This window comes from uncultured Traorella sp. (assembly GCF_944327115.1).
In the GTDB taxonomy this organism is placed as follows: Bacteria; Bacillota_I; Bacilli_A; order Erysipelotrichales; family Erysipelotrichaceae; genus Traorella.
In genome coordinates, this window is the sequence record NZ_CALVGS010000041.1 from 23930 (window position 1) to 47982 (window position 24053).

At 38.8% G+C, this 24053-nt stretch carries 23 protein-coding genes; 12 read left to right on the forward strand and 11 right to left on the reverse strand.

Going from position 1 to position 24053, the window contains the following annotated elements:
- Position 1: 1 nt before the first annotated feature.
- From Q0K35_RS03720 to glmS, 3 genes are all read right to left on the reverse strand, one after another.
- The gene (locus Q0K35_RS03720) at positions 2-1501 is read right to left on the reverse strand and encodes a glutamate synthase-related protein (protein ID WP_294561333.1); all 1500 of its coding nucleotides are present in this window, start codon (positions 1499-1501) and stop codon (positions 2-4) included.
- Positions 1494-2576 (reverse strand): hypothetical protein, encoded by a 1083-nt coding sequence (locus Q0K35_RS03725; protein WP_294561334.1) that lies wholly within the window; start codon positions 2574-2576, stop codon positions 1494-1496. Before Q0K35_RS03725 ends, Q0K35_RS03720 begins: the two co-directional genes overlap by 8 nt.
- Positions 2577-2685: 109 nt before the next feature.
- Positions 2686-4491 carry a glutamine--fructose-6-phosphate transaminase (isomerizing) gene (gene glmS, locus Q0K35_RS03730; RefSeq protein ID WP_294561335.1) on the reverse strand — a complete coding sequence of 602 codons (1806 nt, stop codon included), beginning with the start codon at positions 4489-4491 and terminating at the stop codon, positions 2686-2688.
- Positions 4492-4743: 252 nt separating this feature from the next.
- On the opposite strand from glmS, the gene Q0K35_RS03735 reads away from it, so the two are divergent.
- Positions 4744-5331 carry an NUDIX hydrolase gene (locus tag Q0K35_RS03735; RefSeq protein ID WP_294561336.1) on the forward strand — a complete coding sequence of 196 codons (588 nt, stop codon included), beginning with the start codon at positions 4744-4746 and terminating at the stop codon, positions 5329-5331.
- A complete protein-coding gene (locus Q0K35_RS03740; RefSeq protein ID WP_294561337.1) occupies positions 5328-6311 on the forward strand; it encodes an asparaginase in 984 nt (327 codons plus the stop codon). The genes Q0K35_RS03735 and Q0K35_RS03740 overlap by 4 nt, the downstream gene beginning before the upstream one ends.
- 35 nt (positions 6312-6346) lie before the next feature.
- Here Q0K35_RS03740 and Q0K35_RS03745 read toward each other — a convergent pair whose 3' ends face one another.
- The 6 genes from Q0K35_RS03745 to Q0K35_RS03770 all read right to left on the reverse strand — a co-directional run bounded on the left by Q0K35_RS03745 (position 6347) and on the right by Q0K35_RS03770 (position 11760).
- Positions 6347-7516, reverse strand: a complete 1170-nt coding sequence (locus Q0K35_RS03745; RefSeq protein WP_294561338.1) for a hypothetical protein — start codon at positions 7514-7516, stop codon at positions 6347-6349.
- Positions 7517-7567: 51 nt separating this feature from the next.
- Positions 7568-8002 (reverse strand): DUF1307 domain-containing protein, encoded by a 435-nt coding sequence (locus tag Q0K35_RS03750; protein WP_294561339.1) that lies wholly within the window; start codon positions 8000-8002, stop codon positions 7568-7570.
- 118 nt (positions 8003-8120) lie between these two features.
- Positions 8121-8684, reverse strand: coding sequence for a Maf family protein (locus tag Q0K35_RS03755; RefSeq protein WP_294561340.1), 564 nt, complete (start codon positions 8682-8684; stop codon positions 8121-8123).
- Between the two features lie 35 nt (positions 8685-8719).
- Complete coding sequence (locus tag Q0K35_RS03760; protein ID WP_294561341.1) at positions 8720-9448, reverse strand: TIGR01906 family membrane protein; 729 nt, start codon at positions 9446-9448, stop codon at positions 8720-8722.
- Positions 9432-10547 carry an Mbeg1-like protein gene (locus tag Q0K35_RS03765; RefSeq protein ID WP_294561342.1) on the reverse strand — a complete coding sequence of 372 codons (1116 nt, stop codon included), beginning with the start codon at positions 10545-10547 and terminating at the stop codon, positions 9432-9434. Before Q0K35_RS03765 ends, Q0K35_RS03760 begins: the two co-directional genes overlap by 17 nt.
- Entirely contained in the window at positions 10534-11760 is a 1227-nt protein-coding gene (locus Q0K35_RS03770) for a hypothetical protein (protein ID WP_294561343.1), read from the reverse strand. Before Q0K35_RS03770 ends, Q0K35_RS03765 begins: the two co-directional genes overlap by 14 nt.
- A 62-nt stretch (positions 11761-11822) precedes the next feature.
- Here Q0K35_RS03770 and Q0K35_RS03775 point away from each other — a divergent pair, with 62 nt between their 5' ends.
- From Q0K35_RS03775 to Q0K35_RS03820, 10 genes are all read left to right on the forward strand, one after another.
- Positions 11823-12656: a hypothetical protein gene (locus Q0K35_RS03775; protein WP_294561344.1), complete on the forward strand. Its 834-nt coding sequence runs from the start codon at positions 11823-11825 to the stop codon at positions 12654-12656.
- A gap of 88 nt (positions 12657-12744) precedes the next feature.
- On the forward strand, positions 12745-13209 hold the full coding sequence (locus Q0K35_RS03780) for a divergent PAP2 family protein (RefSeq protein ID WP_294561345.1): 465 nt from the start codon (positions 12745-12747) through the stop codon (positions 13207-13209).
- A 9-nt stretch (positions 13210-13218) separates the two neighbouring features.
- Positions 13219-13455, forward strand: a complete 237-nt coding sequence (locus Q0K35_RS03785; protein WP_071441537.1) for a NifU family protein — start codon at positions 13219-13221, stop codon at positions 13453-13455.
- 271 nt (positions 13456-13726) lie between these two features.
- Positions 13727-15583 (forward strand): GGDEF domain-containing protein, encoded by a 1857-nt coding sequence (locus tag Q0K35_RS03790; RefSeq protein ID WP_294561346.1) that lies wholly within the window; start codon positions 13727-13729, stop codon positions 15581-15583.
- A 16-nt stretch (positions 15584-15599) separates the two neighbouring features.
- Positions 15600-16295: a polyphosphate polymerase domain-containing protein gene (locus tag Q0K35_RS03795; protein WP_294561347.1), complete on the forward strand. Its 696-nt coding sequence runs from the start codon at positions 15600-15602 to the stop codon at positions 16293-16295.
- A gap of 16 nt (positions 16296-16311) precedes the next feature.
- The gene (locus tag Q0K35_RS03800) at positions 16312-16989 is read left to right on the forward strand and encodes a DUF4956 domain-containing protein (protein WP_294561348.1); all 678 of its coding nucleotides are present in this window, start codon (positions 16312-16314) and stop codon (positions 16987-16989) included.
- A 2-nt stretch (positions 16990-16991) separates the two neighbouring features.
- Positions 16992-18446 (forward strand): CotH kinase family protein, encoded by a 1455-nt coding sequence (locus tag Q0K35_RS03805; protein WP_294561349.1) that lies wholly within the window; start codon positions 16992-16994, stop codon positions 18444-18446.
- A 9-nt stretch (positions 18447-18455) separates the two neighbouring features.
- Positions 18456-20558, forward strand: coding sequence for a hypothetical protein (locus Q0K35_RS03810; protein WP_294561350.1), 2103 nt, complete (start codon positions 18456-18458; stop codon positions 20556-20558).
- Positions 20559-20689: 131 nt separating this feature from the next.
- Positions 20690-21628: a hypothetical protein gene (locus Q0K35_RS03815; protein WP_294561351.1), complete on the forward strand. Its 939-nt coding sequence runs from the start codon at positions 20690-20692 to the stop codon at positions 21626-21628.
- Between the two features lies 1 nt (position 21629).
- Positions 21630-23027 carry a glycosyltransferase gene (locus Q0K35_RS03820; protein ID WP_294561352.1) on the forward strand — a complete coding sequence of 466 codons (1398 nt, stop codon included), beginning with the start codon at positions 21630-21632 and terminating at the stop codon, positions 23025-23027.
- Between the two features lie 23 nt (positions 23028-23050).
- Here the strand turns inward: Q0K35_RS03820 and Q0K35_RS03825 are convergent, their stop codons facing one another.
- Together Q0K35_RS03825 and Q0K35_RS03830 are read right to left on the reverse strand one after the other, a co-directional pair.
- Positions 23051-23620, reverse strand: coding sequence for a sporulation protein YunB (locus Q0K35_RS03825; protein ID WP_294561353.1), 570 nt, complete (start codon positions 23618-23620; stop codon positions 23051-23053).
- Positions 23610-23906: a DUF1805 domain-containing protein gene (locus Q0K35_RS03830; protein ID WP_294561354.1), complete on the reverse strand. Its 297-nt coding sequence runs from the start codon at positions 23904-23906 to the stop codon at positions 23610-23612. Before Q0K35_RS03830 ends, Q0K35_RS03825 begins: the two co-directional genes overlap by 11 nt.
- Between the last annotated feature and the right edge of the window lie 147 nt (positions 23907-24053).

Genomic DNA, 24053 nt, shown 5'->3' on the forward strand with positions numbered 1-24053 from the left:
CTTACTCACCTGCATAACGTACCTTCAATATCTCACATTCTTTTTCATTCAGATCGACGGCTGCCAGCATCAGACGGTTGCCCTTCAAAGATTCGATTGAATTGATGCCCATGCCACCCATGATCTCTCTGATCTCATAGGTCCATGAGCGAATCAGATTCACTAAGGCCTGTTTTCCGATCTGAGGATTTAAGCGGGCACATAAATCTTCTCTTTGGGTCGCAATGCCCCAGTTACAGATACCGCTGTGGCAATTCTGGCAAAGATGGCAGCCAAGAGCAACAAGAGCCGCTGTACCGATCGAAACGGCATCAGCACCTAAAGCAATAGCTTTTACGACATCCGCTGAATTACGAATACCACCGCTTGCAATCAAGGATACCTGATCACGAAGTCCTTCTTCTCTTAATCGTTCATCAACACTGGCAATGGCTAACTCGATCGGAATCCCGACATGGTCACGGATCCTTGTCGGTGCTGCCCCACTGCCGCCGCGATAACCGTCAATACAGATGATATCGGCTCCGCTGCGGGCAATACCGCTTGTAATGGCAGAAATATTATGTACGGCCGCTACTTTCACGATAACCGGTTTTGTATAATGGGTCGCTTCTTTGATCAGCATGACCAGCTGATGAAGGTCTTCAATCGAATAAATATCATGATGCGGTGCCGGAGAAATCGCTTCGCTTCCCTGTTGGATCATCCTCGTCTTAGCGACGATTTCCGTATTCTTATTGCTCGGCAGATGACCGCCGATTCCCGGTTTAGCTCCCTGACCGATCTTGATCTCAACGGCCGCACAGGCATCAAGGACCTTTTTTTCGATACCAAAACGTCCACTGGCTACTTGTACGATCACGTGTTCTTTATCTTTGAAGAAATCCGGATGCAAACCTCCTTCTCCGGCATTATAATATGTATTACATTCCTTCGCCGCTTCTAATATAGACTTGTGAGCCGGATAGGATATGGCCCCTAACGACATGGCACTGAAAAGGATCGGTACATCTAATTTCAAATAAGCTTCATCTTTTAAGATCAGTTTCCCATTTTCGTCACGTGATACATCTCGCGTTTTTTTACCCAGAAAGACTTTTGTTTCCATCGGTTCACGAAGCGGATCGATGCTGGGATTGGTCACCTGTGAAGCATTCAGCATCAAATGATCAAAGTAACACTTCTGCTTTTGGGAAGAACCCATGCTTGAAAGCAGGATACCGCTTTGTGTCGCCTGTTTATAAATTTCCTTGCGTTCTCTTTCTGACCAATAGTCATTGTGGTGCATTTCATTACGGTTCCTGATGATCTTTAGGGCATGTGCATGACAGAACACCACGCATCGCTGGCAGTTGACACATTTCATCTCATCAACGCATAAACGATGATTCTCATCAAAATAATGCACGCCATAACCGCACTGTTTGACACAAACTCCACAGGTATCACAGCGATCGCTTCTTAATACCTCATATTCATTGAGCGCATAGATATTACGCATGCTTTTCACCTCGCTTATAGATTACCGCTTCACTTGCCCGAATACACGATATCTTATCCACATCTTCCTTCAAGGCACGTATCGCACTTTCCTCGGAAGCCAGATAAAGCGTCGATTCATTTTCAGCCATCACCAGACTTCGAAGCTTGCACCTGTCATTTAAAGCCATGATACCGTCTTTAAAGCCTACGATGATGGAAAAAGGGCCGCATATCAGATAATCCGCAAAATTCTTTCGCAAATAGGTATAATAGTTTTTTTGTCCATCTTCCATTTTCTCGATCTCGCTCCAAAAAGGTGCTGCCAGGATATGGGCACATTCTTCAAGAGTAAACCCGTGATGACGCGTCAGATCATCAATCATATAAGCAATCGCTTCTGTGTCTGTCTGCAATGAACATTTATATCCTACCATTTCCAACATCTTACGATTGGTATCATAACTGGAAATCTCTCCATTATGAACCAATGCCATATCCAATAAAGAAAACGGATGTGCACCGCCCCACCAGCCGGGTGTATTGGTCGGATAGCGGCCATGAGCGATCCAGCAGGTTGCCTGATATTTCTCAAGCATATAAAAATCACCAAGATCTTCCGGATAGCCCACACCTTTGAAGACGCCCATATTTTTTCCCATCGAAAAACAGTAAGCCCCTTCAATTCTTTCATTGATATCCAGCATCGTCGCAACCATGAAATTCTCTTCTTCTTTCATGGTTCTCTGTTCCAGCGGTAAGACGAAATAACGCCAGATCAGCGGTGAAGAGACCACACCCGGATTTTGTCTTGTTGGAATTTCCTCATACTTAAATACTTTGAATTTATCAAAAAGCTCACTTTCAAACGTTCTTTTTGCTGTTAGATCATCAAAAAACATATGAATGGCATAATCATCCTGATACTCCGGATAAATGTCATACCCGACAAATCCGCCGCCAAGACCATTGCTGCGCTCATGCATCGTCTGAATCATCGTAATGATCCTGCTGCCATCGACCAGATGTCCGTCTTTAGAAAAAATGGCTGCAATGGCACATCCGGCAGGAATCCTTACTTCTCCCTCTCTTTTCATACAACCTCCAGAAATAAAAAAAGACGCTCTAAAAAATAGAAACGTCTTTGTTTGTGTCTAGTTTACATTTTCTTTCATGAAATGTCAATCATTTTTTTCATCAGAAATTTTATTCAACAGTCACTGATTTCGCCAGATTTTTCGGCTGATCGATATCACATCCCATCTTTGCCGCCAGATGATGGGCAAGCAATTGGTAAGGTACGATCGAAACGATTCCCTGAAGGAATTCACTCACCTTCGGCAAGAAGATCACTTCATCTGCTTCTATGCTCTCATGATAGAGATCCTCACGAATCACAAGAAGTATGCGGGCACCTCGTGCCTTGACCTCTTTCATATTCGAGATGCTCTTATCCACCAGCTTCTCATCACTGATCAGAACCATGACCGGTGTATCCTCTTCAATCAAAGAAATTGTTCCATGCTTCAGCTCTCCTGCCGGATAAGCAACCGCCTGGATATAGGTGATTTCCTTCAGCTTTAAGGCACCCTCCATGGACAAAGCATAATCAATGCCGCGTCCGATAAAGAAAACATTTTTCTTATTCATGATCGAAGCAACGAAACCATCTAAATTTGTATCACTGATCAGCTTATCAATATACATATCTATCTTTTGCAGCTGTTTTTCTATCGTATGCAGCTGCAGCGAAGAAAGCCGGTCCATACATGAATTCAATGCCAATAAACAGCATACAGCCACTTGAGCACAATAGGCCTTGGTCGTCGCAACCGATATTTCTACACCTGCCAGTGTCGGCAAGACATACTTGGCTTCTTTTTCAAGCGAACTTCCCTTTACATTGACAATCGCACAGCTATCCACTCCCATCTTATTCACCATGCGAATGGCTGCCAGCGTATCCGCCGTTTCTCCTGACTGTGAGATACAGATGACCAATGTTTTCTCATCCAATATCGGTGAATTATAACGGAATTCACTGGCAACCTCACATTCACAGCGGATGCGGGCATATTTTTCAATCAGATTTTTCGCAAGGACCCCTGCATGATAAGCACTGCCGCAGGCAACAAAATAAATACAGTGATACTTTTTTAGATCGATCATCGTCTTTGAAAGCTCTTGTAAACTGTTTTTCATATAATGATGGATCGTATCCATGACCACTCTTCCTTCTTCATGGATTTCCTTCAATAAGAAAGAATCATAACCACCCTTTTCAATCGTTGAAATATCCATCTCACTCTTTTGTACCTGCACATCCACACGATTCAGATCTGAGTCATAACATTCAATTTCTTGATTCGTGATCCTGACGATCTGATCTTCATCAATCGTGGCATAGTTACGTGTAAAACGAATAAACGCACTGAGATCACTTGCCAGAAAATTACCCTCTTCACCGATTCCTAAGATCAGTGGTGAATCCTTACGCATACCGTAAATCACACCTTCTTCATCCTCAAACATGATTGCAAACGCATAGCTTCCTTTTAATATCTTGGCAGCTTCCCGAAGAACCTTTAACTTATTTTTTTCACTTCGATATAGGATTGCCAGACATGCACAGGCAACTTCACTGTCCGTTTCACTCTTAAAAACGATCCCTCTTTGTTCATACGCTTTTTTCAAAGCTGCCGCATTCTCGATGATACCATTATGGACAAGCGTGACACCTTCTACCCGGTGCGGATGAGCATTGATCTCATTCGGTTCACCATGCGTCGCCCATCTTGTATGAGCGATACCACAAAAACTTTCAGGCTTATCCTTGATCTTCTTCTCAAGCTCACTGATCTTGCCCTTTGCTTTTATTATCTCAATTTGACCGCACTGAAAAGAAGCGATACCACTGGAATCATATCCGCGGTATTCCAACGCCTTCAGCCCGCTCAACAAAACACCATGCGCACAAGGTCTGCTGCCGGCATAGCCAATTATTCCACACATTATTATTTTCCTCCTATTAAATGAAATCATTTTTGTTTCAATGTTGATTTTGATTTTTGTATGATTTCTAACGATATTTGCATACCGCAGCAGTACCCGCCGAATCTTTCGATAACCTGCTGTCCTCGTCAACTAAACTAGTCCTGGCGCTCAACTAATATAAATTACGACCCTCCTCATTTATACTAATCTAGTCGTTATTATATCATAATGAATTAAAAAATTGAAATAAAAATCATTGAGTTTTTCGTGATGGAATGCTACCATAATCCCATGGAACTAAAAACGATGATCGAACGATATCTTCCCTTGAATGAACAGGAAGAAAAAGATAAACATTTTATTTTAAAAGCTATGGAAATACATGATAACCTGTTGGAAAGAAAAAACAGATTCATGCATTTTTCTGCTTCCTGCTGGATCACCAATCAAACGCGTACAAAGGTATTGATGATCTATCATAACATCTATGATTCATGGTCATGGTGCGGTGGTCATGCTGATGGCGAAGCAGATCTATGTGCCGTAGCTCTTAAAGAAATGAAAGAGGAAACGGGAATTGATCAGTATCACTTGCTTTCTAATACACCTTTTTCTTTAGAAGTTTTAACCGTTGATGGTCATGTGAAAAACAATGAATATGTTTCTTCCCATTTACATCTCAACCTGACATATCTTATTGAGGCTGATGAAAAGACACCTCTTATCCTGAATAAAAAAGAAACAAAGGGCATCAAGTGGATACCTGTTTGTTTACTGAAACAGGAAGTAAGAGAAACATGGATGATGGAAAATATCTATCAGAAGCTGATTGATAAGATGAAAGGAGCAAAAGAATGAAAAATATCATGGTTGTCGCAACCGGAGGTACGATTGCCGGCATTGGGGAAAAAGGCAAGACAGTTGCTTATCATGCCGGTGAGATCAGTGTTGAGGACATCTTGCAATCGATTCCCAGCGTAGAAAAAATGGCACATATACAAGAAGTGCAGCTCTTCAATGTCGATTCCAATGAAATGGATGAAGACAAATGGCTGGTACTGGCAAAAAAGATCAATGAACTGATTCAAAGAGAGGATATCGATGGGATCGTGGTCACTCATGGAACAGATACGATCGAAGAAACCGCCTATTTTTTGAATCTGACGATTCACTCCGACAAACCTGTTGTCATAACGGGAGCCATGCGTCCCGCTACTGCCACAAGTGCCGATGGTCCGTATAATCTCTATCAGGCCATTGCATTGGCAAGCAGCGATCAGTCAAACGGACAGGGAGTCATGGTCCTTTTTTCAAATACGATCTATTCCGGCAGAGATATTCAAAAGGTCAATAACTATAAAATTGATGCCTTTGATCAGAAAGCCTTTGGTTGTCTTGGCTATATGCAAGATGAACATGTCTACTTTTATTCAAAGACCTTTAAATGTCATACCTGTCAGTCAATCTTTTCGAAACAGTTGCCTGACTCCCTTCCAAAAGTAGGCATTGCCTATTTCTATGCAGGAGCCGATCCTTACATTCTCGATCATCTTGCCCAGGACCATGAAGGAATCATCATTGCCGGAAGCGGAAATGGTAATTATTCTCAGAAATGGCTGCAAAGAATCAATGAGCTTTCAGAAAACAAACAAATGATCTTTGTAAGAGCCAGCCGTGTTCCTTTAGGAATCGTCTTTAACGATCATGTCTTCGATCCCCATGAACATTGCATCGCTTCCAATACCCTAAGTGCCCAAAAAGCAAGGATCCTTTTATCTTTGGCTTTATCGATCACACATGATCATAATAAAATAAAAGAAATTTTTGAAAATTATTAGCTGCCTCGCAGCTTTTTTTATATTTAAAAGGACGCCTAAGCGTCCTCTAAAAGTCTTTTCGCAGCTGTTTCATCCCTAAAATATTCATCAAAAACAATCTTTGCTTCATTTGGAAATAAAGCTTCAAACTTATCAAAATCAATCGCCTGTTTTTCATATAACTTTAGACATCTCGAAAGAACTTCATCCATCTTTTCCTCACCGATTTGTTTTTCTAAGGCAATCAGTGCCAATGCACCAAAAGAATAAGAGAGGGCTCCCAATTCTTCATCCGCAAAGCTGTCGATCGGCATCGGAGGTACTTCATAGGTTGTCATGATATTGCGGTAGTCATGTAAATATTCTTTTTCCGTTTCTTTTTTAGATTGGATATGCAGGGCATCACAAACCCGGTACGTAAAATATTGGGTCAGACCTTCATCAAAGAAACGGGCCCGCTGAATATGCTTCTCACAGAGCGGATTCCAATGAATATGAATGATTTCATGGATCAGCTGCCTGGCATCGTTACAGCCTTCTTCTGTAATGAACATCGTATTTGGAAGCACAAAGCTGCCATATCCCTCAGGAATAACGATGATCTTATGATCCTGTATCGCTGCTTTTTTATAATGATTCATGAAATCATTTGTATCATAGATGATCTTCTCAACTTTTTGAATGACTTCCTGTTTTAAATCTTCATAAAAGATCGAACCAAAAAATGTTTCCTGCTGATGATAATTTCCAATCACAAAGGTAGGATTAAAGCCTTTTAGACAGCCATCGATCTCTTTTAAATTGCTTACGACACAGCGGTCATCTTCCATCTCAACACAAGCTTCAAAGCGATCACTGTCATCGGGCTCAAGCAGATGATGCACGTAAGCTTCATCATCCGGTCGAATAAAACAAGGGTAATAGATCGTTTCATGACGTAAGATATAAAAATCATCACTTGTCTTTTCTTTGACATAAGGATAATTGCCACTCGTACCGTCTAAAATACCTTCATATTCTATCTTAAGATTTCCGCTTACCTTGTCAAAATGAATGAGTTTGAAATTAGAATCTGTAATTTCTTCCTGAAAGCATAATTCTTTATCATCACAGAAAAGATGAATGATCTGAAATGACTTATTTATCGCAAAATAATCAGTATCTTTGACATTCCTTATCAATGTTGCTTTGATCTTATTGCTTAAGCGCAGCCATAATTGATTCATGATATCACCTCTTATACAAAAAGGATGAGCAATCCCCATCCTATCCGCTTATTATTTGCAATCAAAGCCACTGCTTTCCAATGAATCCAATGTCTGTTCCAATGAAATATAAGATACGTTTTCACCATCAGCCGTAATCAATTCCGCATCCATCAATTCATTGAAATCTGCCTCGGTAAAATCGATCGTAATGTTTTCAATAAGCATATTTCCTGAAAATTCATAACTATATTCTACACCTTTTACATCATAGGCAGATCGATAACTCTCGGCAATCTGTGCCATTTCTTCTTCACTGTAGCCTGTCGTTGTATAATCCATTTCATTTTGAACCGTCTGGCGGGTGATCTCATCTCCGTTTGATTCAAAGGAATTGGTAACGCTGACACCATTCATATCTGCTGTGCAGACCGTTGTCTTCGTGTCGCCGCCGTTTGAACATCCTGCCAAACATAAAACACATAAAATCGCTGTTAACTTTTTCATTTTTTCTCCTCTTCTTATTATATCCTTCATCATCATTTCCCTTATCATTCTTTTTCCTCCTTTCTTTCTCTGATTCTATTATACACAAATTTGTAAATAATAAAAGGGGAATTGTCCCCTATATTTCTGTATATTTTCTTAACTCATGGACGAGCCGGCACATCGGCAGACCCACTACATTGGAATAATCTCCTTCAATCTTTTTCACAAACATCATGCCTTTTCCCTGAATGGCATAGCTGCCTGCCTTATCATAATGTTCACGGCTTTTAATGTAATCATCAATTTCCTGATCGCTCAATTCACAAAAGGTTACATTTGTCACCTCATAAAAAGCTTCATGAACCTGTTGATTGACAAGTGCGACACCGGTAATGACCTTATGTGTCTTACCTGATAAAAGCTTCAGCATCCTTCTTGCATCATCACTATCCTTCGGTTTTCCCAAGATTTCATCACCGATGACAACGATGGTATCCGCCCCGATGACCAGATTGCCTCCATGGCTTTCATAAACTGCTTCTGCCTTCTGTTTTGCCAGCTTCATGACTCCTTCTTCAATACCATTTGAAAGATCAAGATGCTCCTCTATCTTAGGGCTTGCACAGCTAAAAGGGATCCCGCTTATATTCATCAATTCTCTTCTTCTCGGCGATTCGCTTGCCAGTACCACACTTCTCATATTTTCACTTCTTTCTGATAAAAATTATAAACCCATTAGTCATCTTTTTCAATCAAATTTGATTTTTTCAGATGCTTTTGTATTCCATAATAAAAAAGTAAAGCAATGGCCGCATAACAAATCACAAATCCGGCAACGATCCGCATCACCATACCGAAAAAGAATTCTTCAGGAAACATATTGATCATGATCGAAACCCTTGGATCCAACAGCCACAGATCATTAGAAAAGAAGATCTGATGAAAAACGGTCCAAAACCGATTAAAATCAATCAGTGCATAAACAACAAGAAAAGATACCACGATCACAAAAGCAAGCGTTACCTGACGAAAACCATCTTTTATTGAAACCAGAGCCGTATCCAGCGATATCTGTTTCTTTTTATATACCGCAAAGATAAACAAAAAAGCAGCGATGCCCATACCTGTCAATAAAAAACAAACCACTCTGGCATTCTGATAAAGCATTCTGACATCCACCATATGAGCCGTTTCCCGCTCATCAAACACTTCCCTCTCAACACCATGGACTTCCTGTACACAGCTGATATCTTCTCTGTTGCCTTTGATATAGCTCAATAAAGCATCCGTCGCCTCAAAAAGAGCTTCATTGCTCATACCGATATTTTCAGCTGTATGCAGCTTTGTATATTCACTTTCATAATAATTCAAATTAAACGCATGAAAATCAATATTGCCAAACAGACAGGCCACCAATATGCCCACTGCCACAATAACACCTGCGATCCTACTGCTTCTTTCCAACCTGACTCACCCAGCTTCCTACCTTATCCTTTACTTCATCAAAGCTGATCCTGACATTTTCCGGAATAGAAATGACCTTCTCTTTCATTTCTTTTTGAAACAACGACATCAGCGTCTGAATTTCCACCGATCTGAAATCCTCATCCTCGCTCAACAGATTCTGATGAATACCGATATTATAAAGCACCACATGATACATCTCTTCCAATGAACAGTCATTCTGACAATATTCCATGAACTTATGTACCAGCTTTTTCTTATTTTCTTCATCCAGTAAATTTACAAAATGATTGCTGACAAGATCCGCAAGCTTCGCAAGGATCGACTTCTTAGCAGCACTGACAAAGCAGCCATCCACCTTTTCATATGCCCATATCTGATGTGATTCATAGGCCTCCGTTACACTGAGCCCTTTGCATAAAGAAGCGACCAGTACCGGCTCTTTCACATGTGAAAACATCGAGCTGACAGGATCATTTTCATTCTCGATACATAAGAGCTTATTTTTAAAATGAATATCATCGATCCTTTTCTTATACTGCTGCATCATATCATCATTGATGCCCGGAGCATTGAATGTTACGATCTCATTGATCTGCGCCAACTTTTCATTACTGCAGACCACTCCTAAAAACAAAGCAAGATTGCCGCCCTTCGAATGACCGATCAGATGCAGTCTTTTATTCGTATGCAGGCTGTTGAAATATTTCATTGCCCGTAATTGCTGATGCGTCACACCCAGCCAGATCTCCAGATTATCCAGCCAGTCCTCCCAGCCATTTTCATGATCCACAGCATCATAAGATTCACTGCCCCGATAAATCAGATAACAGTCATCCTTATCCTCCAGCTGATAGAAGACAAGACCGCTATGATTATTTTCATTGACATAATTGACGATTTCCAGATCCATAAAATCATAGAAATTCTGCTTCATCACATAGTCATATAAACGCTGATAAAAATCATTTTCTTTATATCCTTTAAGAAAGCACTGTTCCAGATAAGTAGAAAACAACATCCCTTTTCGATACTCGGGAATATCAAAATATGTCAATGCACATAAAGAAGCATAGTCCTCCGCCCTATATCTTAACATCCACTTCACTTCTTTCCTGACGGATCATCTGCATATTTCCAAGCATCTGGACCGCCTGCTGATAATATGTCATGTCACTGCACTCGGCATTGACCATCAGCATTTCATTTTCCTTGACACACTGGGCCTGCATGTATAGGCCATGCGATCCGTCATGGAGCTGGTGAAGCACGCTTTTGATCTTCATCTGTCCATCATCAAAATTCAAGCTGTCCATGGAATCCACCGTATTCAGATAACGATAGGCAAAATCCATCTTATCCTGACTTTTATAACCGGTGATCTTCACGCTTAAAAGCGTTTCTTCTTCATTTACAAGATCTAAGATCATCGTATGTCCATCAAAGCTTTGAAGTGCATTTCCTTGGAAATAAATAAACCAGTTCCCATAGACATAAAATACCTCATGCTTACGATAGCCGACATCTCCTTTTGGATATTGATCAACATCAAAGATCTTATTTTCACGATTCAAAAGCCGGCATAACATCTGATACTCATCGATCGGCAACGGCAATTCCTTATCCATCTCATGTGCCTTCTCCAAAGCATCACAAATCGATCTTGCAAGATTCAGGGCCGTTTCATCATACAATGAGTTTTCAAATAAACAGTCACACCATAGACTGACCAAAGCAGAATTCCGATAAAAAAGCGCATCCTTTTCTACTTCATTCCAAATATAAAAGCAATGACATGCCTCTTGAAGCGAAAGCTTTTTACACTGATCGGCATACACATAGCCAAACGGTGTGATCACGCTTTTCGGCTTTGCGACAGGCAGATAGCTCTTATCATCCCATGCATATGTAGCCTCATCCTCTTCCTTCATCTTTGAAAAACTATCCATCAAACGATGCATGTAGGGATAAAAGGCCAGATCCTTGATCCGGTTCAGATCATGATCCTCCAGATAATCACATTCATCATCTAAAGATAGATAGATATGACTTTCTTTTTGAAGCTTATCAAACAGCTCACAGACAAAAGCATGATATCCCGGCCCCACAAGAGCCGTATTTGTTTTCAAAACTGCATAATAATTCGCAATATTGACTTCGATCGTACCGCATGGGCAGACATATATCGTACCAATGCCATGATCTATTTCAAAAGGCAGCTTATATTCATGACATATTTTTTCGATATGTTCGATCAGTATATCTTCATCTTCTTTTGTTTTTACGATTCCTTCCAGGCTTACATGTATCATAAATATTCCTCACATTCTTTTCTATTTTACTCGTTTCAGCCATAAAATACTAGAGGTGAGCCATGAAAACTTTATTTCTTTTGATCTTTATCTTCGCTTCTGTTTTTCATTATCAGTCAGTCATACTGGAAAATCAAAAAACATGGCTTTTTTTCATTGAACAGCTCTTGCCCAGCCTTTTTCTATTATGTGTCCTCATCCAAATGATCCCGCTTCCTAAAAAAAATATGCCAACCTTTTTTAATAAGATCTTTCATATGGACACAGCCTCCCTGCTGATCGTAATCAAAGCTATTTTGCTGGGTTCTCCTGCCCAAAGCTATATGATCAATGCCCTTCTGAAGGAGCACAAGCTGACAAAGGCCCAATCACGCCGCCTGATCGTCTGTACAGCCATTCCTTCCTTTAGCTTCATGATGATGAGCCTGGCATTTATGACCTCCCAAAAAACAGCCCTGATTGTCTTTACGATCCATGTATTGAATATTTTCATACTCCTTTTTATCACCCGTAAGACAGCCATCTCTTTGAACAGCCCTTCTACTGCCACCTCCCTTTATCAGGCTGTTTCATTCTCTCTTCATACGATGGCACTGATTCTGGCATATCTATTGATTGCCGCCTCATTAAAGAGTCTTCTTTTGATATACTTAAAACCGTTGTCTTCCCCTATTCAGCTTCTGATGGAATTTTCCAGCGGCTGTGCCTACTATGCCCCATATGACAATCATCTGCCTTATCTTCTGATATGCATCGGCTTTGGCGGCTTCACCTCACATCTTCAGATCATGGGTGGGTGTAAGGAAAGCGAGCTGCGGTATCGTGATTATTTGAAATTTCGTCTATGCCATATCTTCTTCAATCTTTCTCTATATTTTATATTTTCCTTGTTTTGAAAATACCGGTCATTTTATTTGATTTTTTTGAGTCATATTTCACAAAATTGCCTTAAGCGTGATATAATAAGGAGTACGAGGTGATGAAATGCTTCATAATCTTTTCCCATTGTGGATCGCATTATGTGCTAATATCCTGGCACAGGTTATAAAACCTTTTATTTATTATTACCGAAGCGGTAAATTTGATATTCACTATACGATTGCCTGCGGAGGATTTCCAAGCAGCCATACATCAACCGTAACAGCTCTAAGCATTGCGGTCGGCCTTGTAGAAGGGTTTGATTCTACATTGTTTGCGATAACATCCGTTTTCAGCGTGATCGTGATTTATGATGCTGTCAATGTGCGCTATTATGCGGGAAAAAACATTCAGTTGACACAGCAGCTAGTATCGGATCTTGCGGAAATGATCAAGCTGCCTTTAGATGATCCTATCTATCATGAGAAGATGAAGCAGGTATTGGGACATCGTATGATCGAAGCTGTCGGCGGTTTTGTATTAGGTGCCGTATTAACAGTGGTGGTTGCTTTTATATTAGGTCTTTTTTAGGAGGTTTATATGAGTGAGAAAGAAAAAGAAATTATTGCGGTATTAGAAAAGATCCGCCCTTATATTCAAAGAGATGGCGGTGATTTAGAATTTGTCAGCTTTAAGGATGGGATCGTTACGATCAAAATGCTGGGTGCCTGCAGCGATTGTTTAGCCTTGGATGATACGATTTCCATGGGTGTCGAAGCCCTTTTGCTGGAAGAAGTTGAAGGCGTCGTTGGTGTCCAGGTAGCACAGGCTTATTAAACATATCAGGCAGCAAAGCACTGATCATGGGTCAGTGCTTTTTTTCTGTTCAAAATAACCTGTTTTTTGATAACGTTGTTTTTTTTGATCATTTGCCGGTAAAATCAATTCTAACGCGATATAAAAATCTTTTATTAATAAAAGGTATTGAAATTATAAGAGAATTTGCTATAAAATAAATAATGATTTTTAAATATATATTTTTAATTCGAATGGGGCCAATATGAAAAAAGAAAAAAAGAGTAATTTATTCAAATCAATGAGTATCACCATGTTATTGATTTTTTTAATGATAAGCGGATCTTTTGTTGCAGTAAGATGGATCAGCAAAATCGAAGAAGAACAAAGCTTTATGAAGCTTCATGAAGAAACAGATTATCTGGCAGAACATATTCAATTAAACATTGATAACGACCGCGGACAATTGGAAATCATTGCGGCAGTCATTGCCAGAGCTGAAAGTTTCACAGATCAGATTTTATGGGATATTTTAGATTCTTACTCAAATATCGGATTGATTTCAAGACTGGAGCTGCTTTTGCCTGATGATACCATCGTTACCCGTCATGGCGAGATCCGCATACAGGATTCTTTATCCTTTGATAAAGAAGCTGCATTAGGAAGCCATATCACAGACCTGGAAAATGATTTCATAAATGACGGGCAAGCGATCTTACGTCATTATGTTCCCGTCATCCAAAACAATCAGATAACCGCCATGCTGTATGGAGTCATTGAAGTAGCTTCCCTGCCCAGCATTTTAATCAATGATCCCTATGACGGTGAAGCAGCTGCCTATCTCATGGAAGGTGAAACAGGTAATCTGATCGTTGATACATGGCATAGTGAATTAGGCAATCTTTGGGATATGGGTAAACGACAAATGGCTGATGGTTATGATTATGAGCAGTTGAAAGAAGGACTCATTAACGGTAAGTCAGATTATGTCGTATTTGTATCCGAAACGATTGGCAAATATCTTTATTTCTATTATGAACCATTAGGAATCAATGACTGGCGGATTGCCCTCTCCGTACCCGAAGATGTCGTTTTTGAAAATTCTAACCTTGTTAAACATGTGACATCACTTTTTTTGGGATTTGAAATTATTGTTTTTATCATTTATTTCATTTGGATGATTACTTACATAAAAAAAGAAACAAGAGAAAAACAGCTTCAGCTGGATATGATCAATGCTACGAATAATGTAGAGAAATATCTTTTCAATGCTCATGAAAACAGAAATAATATTACGTTGGCATTGAAAGAAGTTGCTAAAATATCTCATGCCGAAGAAATATATTTATATATGAAAGAATCACAGATGCATATTTATAGCTGGCAAAAGAATGAGATCACTTATGCATCGCTTATGGAAAATGAAGTTCCGATCTCCCTGTTTTACTATTTTAAAAAAGGAAATCAGGATTTTATCTCATTTGATAGAGCTGAGATCAATCAACTATTAGGTAAAAAACACCCTTTACCGGTAAAGACCCTAGGTGTAATTTCTATCAGGGATACCGATAATCATATATGTGGTTTTTTGATGGTTGTCAATATGAGTCCACGTGAAAGGATCGCAGATTTTTTAAGAAATATCCGTTATAGCTTTAATATGTGTTACAACAATATCAGTACTTATAACATTATTAAAGAATTTGGAGAAAAGGATATGTTATGCGGTGTTTATAATCGGAACCGCTTTGAAACGAATCTGATCAAATATCCTTCCCTTTACAAAACTTCACTGGCCTGTATTTATATTGATGTGAATGGACTTCATGAATTAAATAATACACAAGGTCATGAGAGCGGTGATGAGATGCTTAAAGCGGTTGCTCAGATGATTCGTGAAAATTTTGAGGCAGAACACACTTATCGTATCGGCGGTGATGAATTTATCATCTTTGTGATCGATACGCCGGAAGATGTGATCACAGAAAAAATAAAACAGCTGAAAGCAACGCTTAACTCTTTCGGCTACTCTATTTCTGTGGGTATGGAGTGGCAGACACAGGTGATTGATATGGACGATCTGGTACGCAGGGCTGAAAAGAAAATGTATGTTGAAAAAAAGAATTATTATAATGATAAAAATCACGATCGCCGGAAGAATCTCACATGAAAGGAGTTGATGCGTCATGAATGAAGTGCTTCGTCAGGAAAAGAAATTTCTGATATCGGCAGATCAGTATTATCAATACAGCCATTATTTTGAAAACATTCTGTCTTTAGACGCTCATAGCCATGGAGATGGTTACGAGATTCGTTCTTTATATTTTGATTCCCTTGATGATCGGGATTTTCAGGAAAAAGAAGACGGTGTTGAAGTCCGTCGGAAGATTCGCCTGAGAAATTATGGGGCAGACAGTCCTTTTGCAATGTTAGAAATGAAACAAAAACAAGGGATCTTACAGAAAAAACGTTCTTTAAAGATGAAACGCGAGGATGCTGGAAATTTAATGACAGGAGAATATTCAGTTCTATTACAGTATCCGGATGACTTTGCGGCAGAATGTTATGCTCTCATGAGCATGCATTGTTATCGCCCGGTCTGTGTGGTCAGTTATATGCGTAAGGCCTTTATCGCAAAAGAAAATAAGATAAGGATCACTTTTGATCATCATATTACCGCCAGTGAATCGAATTTTGATATTTTCTCCAACGATTTAATCCAGAACAGCGTCTTGCATCCATATTTAGCAGTATTAGAAGTTAAATATAATGGCTTCTTATTGTCCTATATCAAAGATACGATCAACCGGATCGACAAAAGCGAAACAGCACTCAGCAAATACTGCTTAGGAAGAACAATCGGAAAACATTATTTGTTTTAGAAAGGGAGGAATTGTCATGAAAGATGTGTTGCGTTTAATTTTGGAACAGGGAACGGCTTTAAGTGTTGAAGAAATCATTTTACATATTATCTCTTCAGGCCTCATCGGTATTGCCATTTATATTTCTTACTGGTATACCCATATCGGTACTGCATACAGCAAGAAATTCAATGTTTCTTTAATTACGTTAACCGTTCTGACAGGTACGGTCATGACGGTCATCGGTAATAATATTGCTTTATCGCTTGGTATGGTGGGTGCCTTATCTATCGTCCGTTTTAGGACAGCAATTAAAGATTCCCGTGATACGACTTATATCTTCTGGGCGATCATCGTAGGTATCTGTTGTGGTGTCGGTGATTATCTGGTTGCCAGCGTAGGTACGATCGTTGTCTTTATCATTCTTTTGATCTTAGGACGCGTCCGCAATGAAAACCGTATTCTTTTGATCATAAAAGCCGCCCGTAATAATGAAACAGCTATTGAAAAGCTTGTGTTTGATTATTTTCATAACAAAGCCTTATTACGTGTCAAAAATACATCTCCGGAATCAATTGAATTTATTTATGAACTGTCAAGACGCACCTATGAGATCACTTATAAAAAAGAAAAAAGCATTACTCAGCTTCTTTATGAATTGGATCACGTTGACTATGTCAATATCGTGACTCAGAATGATGAAATAAGTGGATAGTCATGAAAAGCAAAATTATTTATATCTTAACGATCGTGTGTGTGTTGATTGCTTCTGTCACCTTTTATAGCATAGATATTTCTTCTCAGCGCATTCACCAGCATTTAGATGAACGATGGCAACCATCAGAAGATGATGATACAGCCACCCATTTACCCATCGTTTCTATCCAAACAAACGGGCAAAAGATTCCCGGTTCGCGTATCATACAAGAAGACGGTACAGCCTATACAGAACTTTCAGATTCAATGAGTGAGTCCATCATTACCGATTTTACGCTCATTGACGGACAAAATGGCAAGAATCATATCAGTGATGAAGCAAGTGTAAAATCACTTGCAGATATTCATATCCGAGGAAATTCATCAAGATATTTCGACAAGAAATCTTATTCGATCCATCTGATTGATGAAGATGGCAAAGAAAATCCTCAATCACTCGCCGGTATGTCCGCTCATGATGAGTGGGTGCTCCATGGTCCCTTCTTAGATCGTTCTTACATCCGTAATTATTTATGTATGAACATTGCCGGTGAAATCATGGAATATGCACCCAATGTCCGCTTTTGTGAACTTTGGATCGATGGTGAATATCAGGGCTTATATCTATTGATGGAAACGATCAGTCGTGGTGAAGGCCGTATCGAAATAAACAAAACAAATGATAACAGTTATGTGACAAGCTTTATCGTACGCTGGGATCGTATCGGCAAAGGAGATCATGAATTAAATAACTTTACCTATTATACCTATGAAAGTGATCAGTCAGCCTTAGACATCCGGTATCCGGGAAACAATACATTGACTGCGGAAAAAGAAGAATATATCAGCCAACAGATCAGTCAAGTAGAAAAAATGTTGTATTCAATGAGCCTATGGGAAGAAAATCTCAGCAATTATCTTGATTTAGAGTCTTTTGCGGAATATTTTATTATCAATGAATTTTTTAGAAATATTGATGCCGGTCAATTTTCTACTTTTCTTTACAGCGATGTAAGAGGAAAGATCAAAACAGCTGTATGGGATTTTAATAACTGTTGTGACAATAATGCTGACGGAATCAATAATGAAATTGGTTTTTCCATGCAGAATGGTATCTGGTTCAGCCAGCTTCTGAAAAATCGCAGTTTTGTTGCTTTGGTAGTGGAAAAGTATCATCAGCTGCGTGAGGGCCCTCTGTCGACCGATTATATATTAAATTATATTGATGAAACGGATGCATGGCTGAAAGAAGCGATCATTCGCAATGATGAAGTATGGGGATATGTTTATGATTTAGAGAATTATGATATTTATAATTATTTAAGTCCGGTTGAAAGAAATATGGAAAGTCATGAAGAAGCAATTGAACAGCTAAAACATTTTATTGAAGAGCGTGGACAATGGCTGGATGAGCATATTGAATCTCTCTATCAGTATTGTTCTGAATCAAAAAATGCAAATGAAATGTTAAGGTAGGTAATTGAGATGAAAAAATTTTTATTAGGTGTATTTTCTATAGTTATCTGTATATTCATATATATTTATGCGGTTTATTTCAAAGGCTTCTATATTGACCTTGATCCCCAGGCTCCTATTACTTCCTCTTTTCAAATTGAAGGGAAAGATATCCTTATCGTTCATGATGACGGCAAAACCGAAAAATTGATCATTAAGGGTGTCGATCTGCCAAGCACTGCCGTCAGCCATTATGCCGCTGATTATGCGATTGATTATGATACCTATATGCGCTGGTTTGAGCTTATCAGTGATATGGGAGCTAATACGATTCGTATCTATACGATTTATAATGATGTATTTTATGACGCTTTTTATGATTACAATATCCAACATGAAAAACCTCTGTATCTGCTTCAAGGGCTTCAGGTGAGCGAATGGGCCAATGATTCAAAAAGTGATGCCTATGGCAATGAATTCTACAACAGCCTTAAAGAGGATGCGATCCAAGTCGTCGATGCCATTCACGGAAAACTCATAATGGGTGCCCATCAGCAAAAAGGCAGTGGTTTTTATGACAAAGATGTGTCCCCCTGGGTCATGGGTTATATCATTGGCAATGAATGGAATGCGAAAACGATCGCATATACAAATGAACAGCATTATCCTGCTTCTTATAAAGGAGAGTATATTTCCACAAATGATGAGGCAAATGCTTTTGAAGCAATGTTAGCAGATGTGATGGATGGCTTGATTAGTTATGAAAGCCATAAATATAAGACACAGCGTCTTATCACATTTAATTCGACATATGATACCGATCCTTTTGAATATGATTCATTTTATGCAAGCCAGATGTTGAAGTTTGCCACGCTTGATATCAATCATTTTGTTAAAGAAAAGAATTATCAGAGCGGTCTGTTCGCATCCTATCATCTGTATGATTATTATGATCGATTTTATCAATATTTTTCTGACGGACAAAAAGAAGCATTAGGAGAGATTCTTGAACATTTAGATACGACCAACCTATATACCACTTATACTTCCCTTTTAAATGAGTATCATAATGTCCCTGTCGTGATTTCCGGTTATAGCTATTCCAGCTCCCGTGGCAGTGATTCTTCTTATGGAGGCCTCAATGAAACCCAACAGGGAGAAGCTCTTGTTTCTGCTTATCAGGATCTTTTAAAATATACGAGCGGAGCTTTTATCGACTCATGGCAGGATACATGGGAGAAGCGAATGTGGAACACCAGTTTTGCAATCGATCTTTCCCAAAATAAAAACTGGCATGACATTCAAAGTGAAAGCAGTGGTTATGGTCTTTTATCATATGTTTCTAACCACAATACGATCAATGGCAGCATGGAAGACTGGCCAAGTAGTTATTTGATCCAGGAGTCAGAGAATGTTTCTCTTTATGCCTTTTATGATGAAAAAGGAATTTATTTATATGTCGATGGCATATCTCATCTGCCTGATGATATTTCTATTCCTATTGATGTAACTATGAATAGCGGAACCACGATCGATGCCGACAGCGAAGAACGATTTGAACGTCCTGCTGACTTTCTCATTCAGATTTCTGGCTCAGCAGCCAAAATACTGGTACACAGCCGTTATGATGCCTTACGTGAAAACTATCTCTATCAGATAGAACGAATCGACCCTTTTGCTGAGTATCCAAGTGTTGATGATCCGCATTTTAATGACATCTACATGATCTGTGAAAACCGAACGGTCATTGAACGAAACCATACTGAAGAAGAGCTCTATGAAGCACGGAAAAACCAGGCGTATCTGACAGGTCAGTTGATCGAGGCGTCTGAAGATGCCGGTACGCTTGCCGACTATGCCTTTCAAGATGATGGACTTGAGCTGAGAATTCCTTGGCAGATGCTTAACTTTTCTGATCCGATCCATGCCATGATCCATGACGATTACTATCTTTATTACGGGGTCGAACAGCTTCAGATCTCAGAAATATATCTGGGCATCCTGAAAAATGAACAAGGAGTGATCGAAATGGCATCTTTGCCGCTAGAAGTAAATAAATCCTATGAATATGAGGAATATCTAAAAGAATCCTATGAGATCGTTAAAGCGTATTGGAGTGATCTTTCATGGTAATCAATCTTCTATTATATGTTTATCTGTTTTCATGTTTTGCACTTTTCATCTTTAATCTCTTATATATGATCTTATCATCTTTTTTAAATAAAAGATGTCATCAAAAATGCTCACAATATGAAACACAGATCATGAATGAATCCATATATCTTCAGACACATTCCAAACTTTCTATCTCCCATGAGAGATATTTATTAAAAAGATTAAGAAATATCAATGATTTGATCGCTTTTAACAAGGCACTTGATCATTTTGAAAAGAAGTCTGTTGAGCCCTATCTAACACAATTGCTTCCTATTTGGCAGCAGTTAGCTGTTTCTTATCTGAAAAAAGATAATATGAAAAAAGCTTTCTTTGCCTATGTAATATCAAAACATGGTTTATATTATGGTAAAGAATATCGTCCTCTGATGCAGCTGCTTCTGCAATTTTTAGACCATTCTACCATTTATTGCCGGGAGAATGTATTCAAAGCCTTATGTACCTTGGGGAATATTCAAGCGGTTGAAAATATGATGAATATCATAAATGATAAAGAATGGTTCCATCACCAAAAGCTTATCGCAGATAATCTGAGTGTTTTTCAAGGTGATCAAGAATTACTTATGACAAGGCTCTGGCAGCATGTCAATGAATGGAATGATCATTTGATGGTTGCCGTTGTCCAGTTTATCTCACAGAAGAATGGTAATTTCCAACAGATATTTCTTCCTTATTTACGTTCGCCGCAAACTTCTTTAGAGGTCCGGTTAGCCATGATTCGTTATTATCGCCTTCATCCTTATGAGCCTGTCCGTGAAATTCTTTATTCATTCATAGACGATACCATGATACAGGATGTCAGCTTAACGATCGTCAGTGCCTTTGCCTTAGATCACTATCCGGGCAATAAAACTATTGAACTGTTAAAGAAGGCCCTTTGTCACCATAACTGGTATGTACGTCGTAATGCGGCCGCTTCCCTTGTTCATTTAAAAGTTGCGAAAAAAGATTTAAAGGATATCTACGAAGGCAAAGACCCGTATGCCAAAGAAATCTTGACTTATATGTATAAAAAACAGGAGGTTTAAAATGAAAACGTTTGAATTATTTTTAAATGTCGTAAATATATTCTTTTTCATTTATCTGCTGTTGTATTCTACCTATTTATTTGTATCGGTTCTTATTGGAGCCAATCATCTGTATAAAAAGGAACAGATGAATGTTATCCGGAATCAGCTGACCCATGACTATTATCTTCCGATCTCTTTACTTGTTCCTGCATATAATGAAGAAATAACGATCGTCGACAGTATTCGCTCTCTTGTCAATTTAGATTATCGTCTATATGAAATTATCATTATTGATGACGGTTCTAAAGATAAAACCGTTCAGAAACTATTGGAAGCTTTTAACTTAACAGAGGTATCACGTCCCATTCATATGTCTTTAAGCTGTGCACCTTTGAAAAAAATCTATGAGGGATCTGTTAACCATGTTTCTATTACTTTGATCAGCAAAGAAAATGGCGGTAAAGGTGATTCTTTAAATATGGGAATCAATGCCTCCCGCTTTCCTTATTTTATCTGTATCGATGCCGACAGCATGCTTCAAAAAGATGCTTTAGAAAAAATCATCCAGCCGGTCATGGAAGATGAGAAGGTGATTGCGGTAGGCGGATTGATCAGGGCAGCCCAATGTGCTGAATTGAAAGATGGGAAGGTCATAAGATATCACATGCCGATGAATCCTATTGTTTGTATGCAGGCTGTTGAATATGATCGTTCTTTTTTAGCTTCGCGAATATTAATGGACCAATTCAATGGAAATCTCATTATTTCAGGAGCTTTTGGATTGTTTAAAAAGGATATTGTCATTGCCTGCGGCGGATATGATTCATCAACTTTAGGTGAGGATATGGAACTGGTGGTCCGTCTGCATGTTTTCTGTCGGAATAATCTGATTGATTATGCCATCCGCTATGAACCGCAAGCGATCTGCTGGTCACAGGTACCGGAATCGATGAAAGATTTATGTAAGCAGCGGAGAAGATGGCATTTAGGTCTTTTTCAATCTATGACACGTCATTATAAGATCTTTATGAACTTTAAGTTTGGTTTAGTAAGTTTTATTTCTTATATGTATTATTTATTTTTTGAACTTTTATCGTCCATTATTGAAGTATTTGGCATTACGGTCATGATACTATCCGGGTTATTGGGATATTTAAATATTCCGTTTATGATTGAATTTTTTCTTTTATATTCGATCTATGGTGCTGTGCTGACGATGACTGCTTTTTTCCAAAGAATTTATATCCAGCATTTGAAGCTTACATTCACAGACGTGCTAAAAGCAATCCTATCATGTATCCTAGAAAATGTTTTTTATCGCTATATCTTATCATTTGTAAGAGTTACTGCCTTTATCGGTTATAAAAAAAGAAAACATGTATGGGGTTCTATTCAAAGATATTCGCAATCTTCATAAAAAGTGCATCAGAATGCACTTTTTTAATGATATGGAAATATCTGTGGTACTTCTCCTTGAATATATTCCAGGGCCAAAGGTATCTTCTCTGAGATCGAAAGCTCATTTTTCTCAAAACCAAATAAGACATTTCCCTTGCATTCCACATTCAGAATCAGCTCAATAAAGGCATTATTGATACCTAAGGCCGTTGTTTTGATGTTGTAGCGGGCAATGATGCGGTTGGATATCAAAAAGGTAGCTGAAACATCAGGACCCAGATGCTGAAAGAAAACAACTCCCGTAAAATATCCCAGTGGTATGGAAGCTTCATAGACATCCGGTATTGATTCATTGAGCTGTTCATTGACCCCTATGATCCAAATGTTAAGAGCGTTGGCATCAATGCTGACCTGATCCTCCCTTTTAACCACAAAGCCTTCAGGTACTTCCAAAGTCTTGATGCTGTTCATGATCTCGCTTATGACCTGTTCATGAAAATAAGCCTTTGCCTGTATTTGAAAAACAGGCTGCAGCTGCATATAAAACATACCTGACAATAAGATCAACATACCAAGGATCATCCATAAAAGATTCTTTTTTTTAATTTTCATACATCATCATCAATGCTTTTTTACCTTTCATGCCGATTTCGATTCCCTTATCGATCGCTGACTGGTTCATCGCCTTGACCTCACTGTTTAAACATTCTTCATAGGTCGATGATTTTGACATGATACAGATGCTGGCCCGATTGTGTTTGAACGTATCAATATTGATCTGAGGCCCGCATAGAAAACCTTTTGTATTAAAGACAAATATCATGAGAGTAAAAGGAAGCTTGATCTGCAAACCAATCACTCTTTCTTTATCAATGACAATACTTTTTAGATCAATCATATCGTATCCCTCATTTTGATCTCTATTCTACTATATGAAGACAAGCTTCATTTCAGAAGTTTAGAGTCATTCTCTCTAATCTATGATATGTGCCTATTTCTTTTTTCTTTAGGCAGACGCCTAAAGAAAAAAGATGGTATTGACCAT

What these genes read in the sequence shown, in the direction of transcription:
- Q0K35_RS03720 (WP_294561333.1), bottom strand. Translation starts at nt 1,501, where the DNA reads ATGCGTAATATCTATGCGCTCAATGAATATGAGGTATTAAGAAGCGAT.
- Q0K35_RS03725 (WP_294561334.1), bottom strand. Translation starts at nt 2,576, where the DNA reads ATGAAAAGAGAGGGAGAAGTAAGGATTCCTGCCGGATGTGCCATTGCA.
- glmS (WP_294561335.1), bottom strand. Translation starts at nt 4,491, where the DNA reads ATGTGTGGAATAATTGGCTATGCCGGCAGCAGACCTTGTGCGCATGGT.
- Q0K35_RS03735 (WP_294561336.1), top strand. Translation starts at nt 4,744, where the DNA reads ATGGAATGCTACCATAATCCCATGGAACTAAAAACGATGATCGAACGA.
- Q0K35_RS03740 (WP_294561337.1), top strand. Translation starts at nt 5,328, where the DNA reads ATGAAAAATATCATGGTTGTCGCAACCGGAGGTACGATTGCCGGCATT.
- Q0K35_RS03745 (WP_294561338.1), bottom strand. Translation starts at nt 7,516, where the DNA reads ATGAATCAATTATGGCTGCGCTTAAGCAATAAGATCAAAGCAACATTG.
- Q0K35_RS03750 (WP_294561339.1), bottom strand. Translation starts at nt 8,002, where the DNA reads ATGAAAAAGTTAACAGCGATTTTATGTGTTTTATGTTTGGCAGGATGT.
- Q0K35_RS03755 (WP_294561340.1), bottom strand. Translation starts at nt 8,684, where the DNA reads ATGAGAAGTGTGGTACTGGCAAGCGAATCGCCGAGAAGAAGAGAATTG.
- Q0K35_RS03765 (WP_294561342.1), bottom strand. Translation starts at nt 10,547, where the DNA reads ATGTTAAGATATAGGGCGGAGGACTATGCTTCTTTATGTGCATTGACA.
- Q0K35_RS03770 (WP_294561343.1), bottom strand. Translation starts at nt 11,760, where the DNA reads ATGATACATGTAAGCCTGGAAGGAATCGTAAAAACAAAAGAAGATGAA.
- Q0K35_RS03775 (WP_294561344.1), top strand. Translation starts at nt 11,823, where the DNA reads ATGAAAACTTTATTTCTTTTGATCTTTATCTTCGCTTCTGTTTTTCAT.
- Q0K35_RS03780 (WP_294561345.1), top strand. Translation starts at nt 12,745, where the DNA reads ATGCTTCATAATCTTTTCCCATTGTGGATCGCATTATGTGCTAATATC.
- Q0K35_RS03785 (WP_071441537.1), top strand. Translation starts at nt 13,219, where the DNA reads ATGAGTGAGAAAGAAAAAGAAATTATTGCGGTATTAGAAAAGATCCGC.
- Q0K35_RS03790 (WP_294561346.1), top strand. Translation starts at nt 13,727, where the DNA reads ATGTTATTGATTTTTTTAATGATAAGCGGATCTTTTGTTGCAGTAAGA.
- Q0K35_RS03795 (WP_294561347.1), top strand. Translation starts at nt 15,600, where the DNA reads ATGAATGAAGTGCTTCGTCAGGAAAAGAAATTTCTGATATCGGCAGAT.
- Q0K35_RS03800 (WP_294561348.1), top strand. Translation starts at nt 16,312, where the DNA reads ATGAAAGATGTGTTGCGTTTAATTTTGGAACAGGGAACGGCTTTAAGT.
- Q0K35_RS03805 (WP_294561349.1), top strand. Translation starts at nt 16,992, where the DNA reads ATGAAAAGCAAAATTATTTATATCTTAACGATCGTGTGTGTGTTGATT.
- Q0K35_RS03810 (WP_294561350.1), top strand. Translation starts at nt 18,456, where the DNA reads ATGAAAAAATTTTTATTAGGTGTATTTTCTATAGTTATCTGTATATTC.
- Q0K35_RS03815 (WP_294561351.1), top strand. Translation starts at nt 20,690, where the DNA reads ATGAATGAATCCATATATCTTCAGACACATTCCAAACTTTCTATCTCC.
- Q0K35_RS03820 (WP_294561352.1), top strand. Translation starts at nt 21,630, where the DNA reads ATGAAAACGTTTGAATTATTTTTAAATGTCGTAAATATATTCTTTTTC.
- Q0K35_RS03825 (WP_294561353.1), bottom strand. Translation starts at nt 23,620, where the DNA reads ATGAAAATTAAAAAAAAGAATCTTTTATGGATGATCCTTGGTATGTTG.
- Q0K35_RS03830 (WP_294561354.1), bottom strand. Translation starts at nt 23,906, where the DNA reads ATGATTGATCTAAAAAGTATTGTCATTGATAAAGAAAGAGTGATTGGT.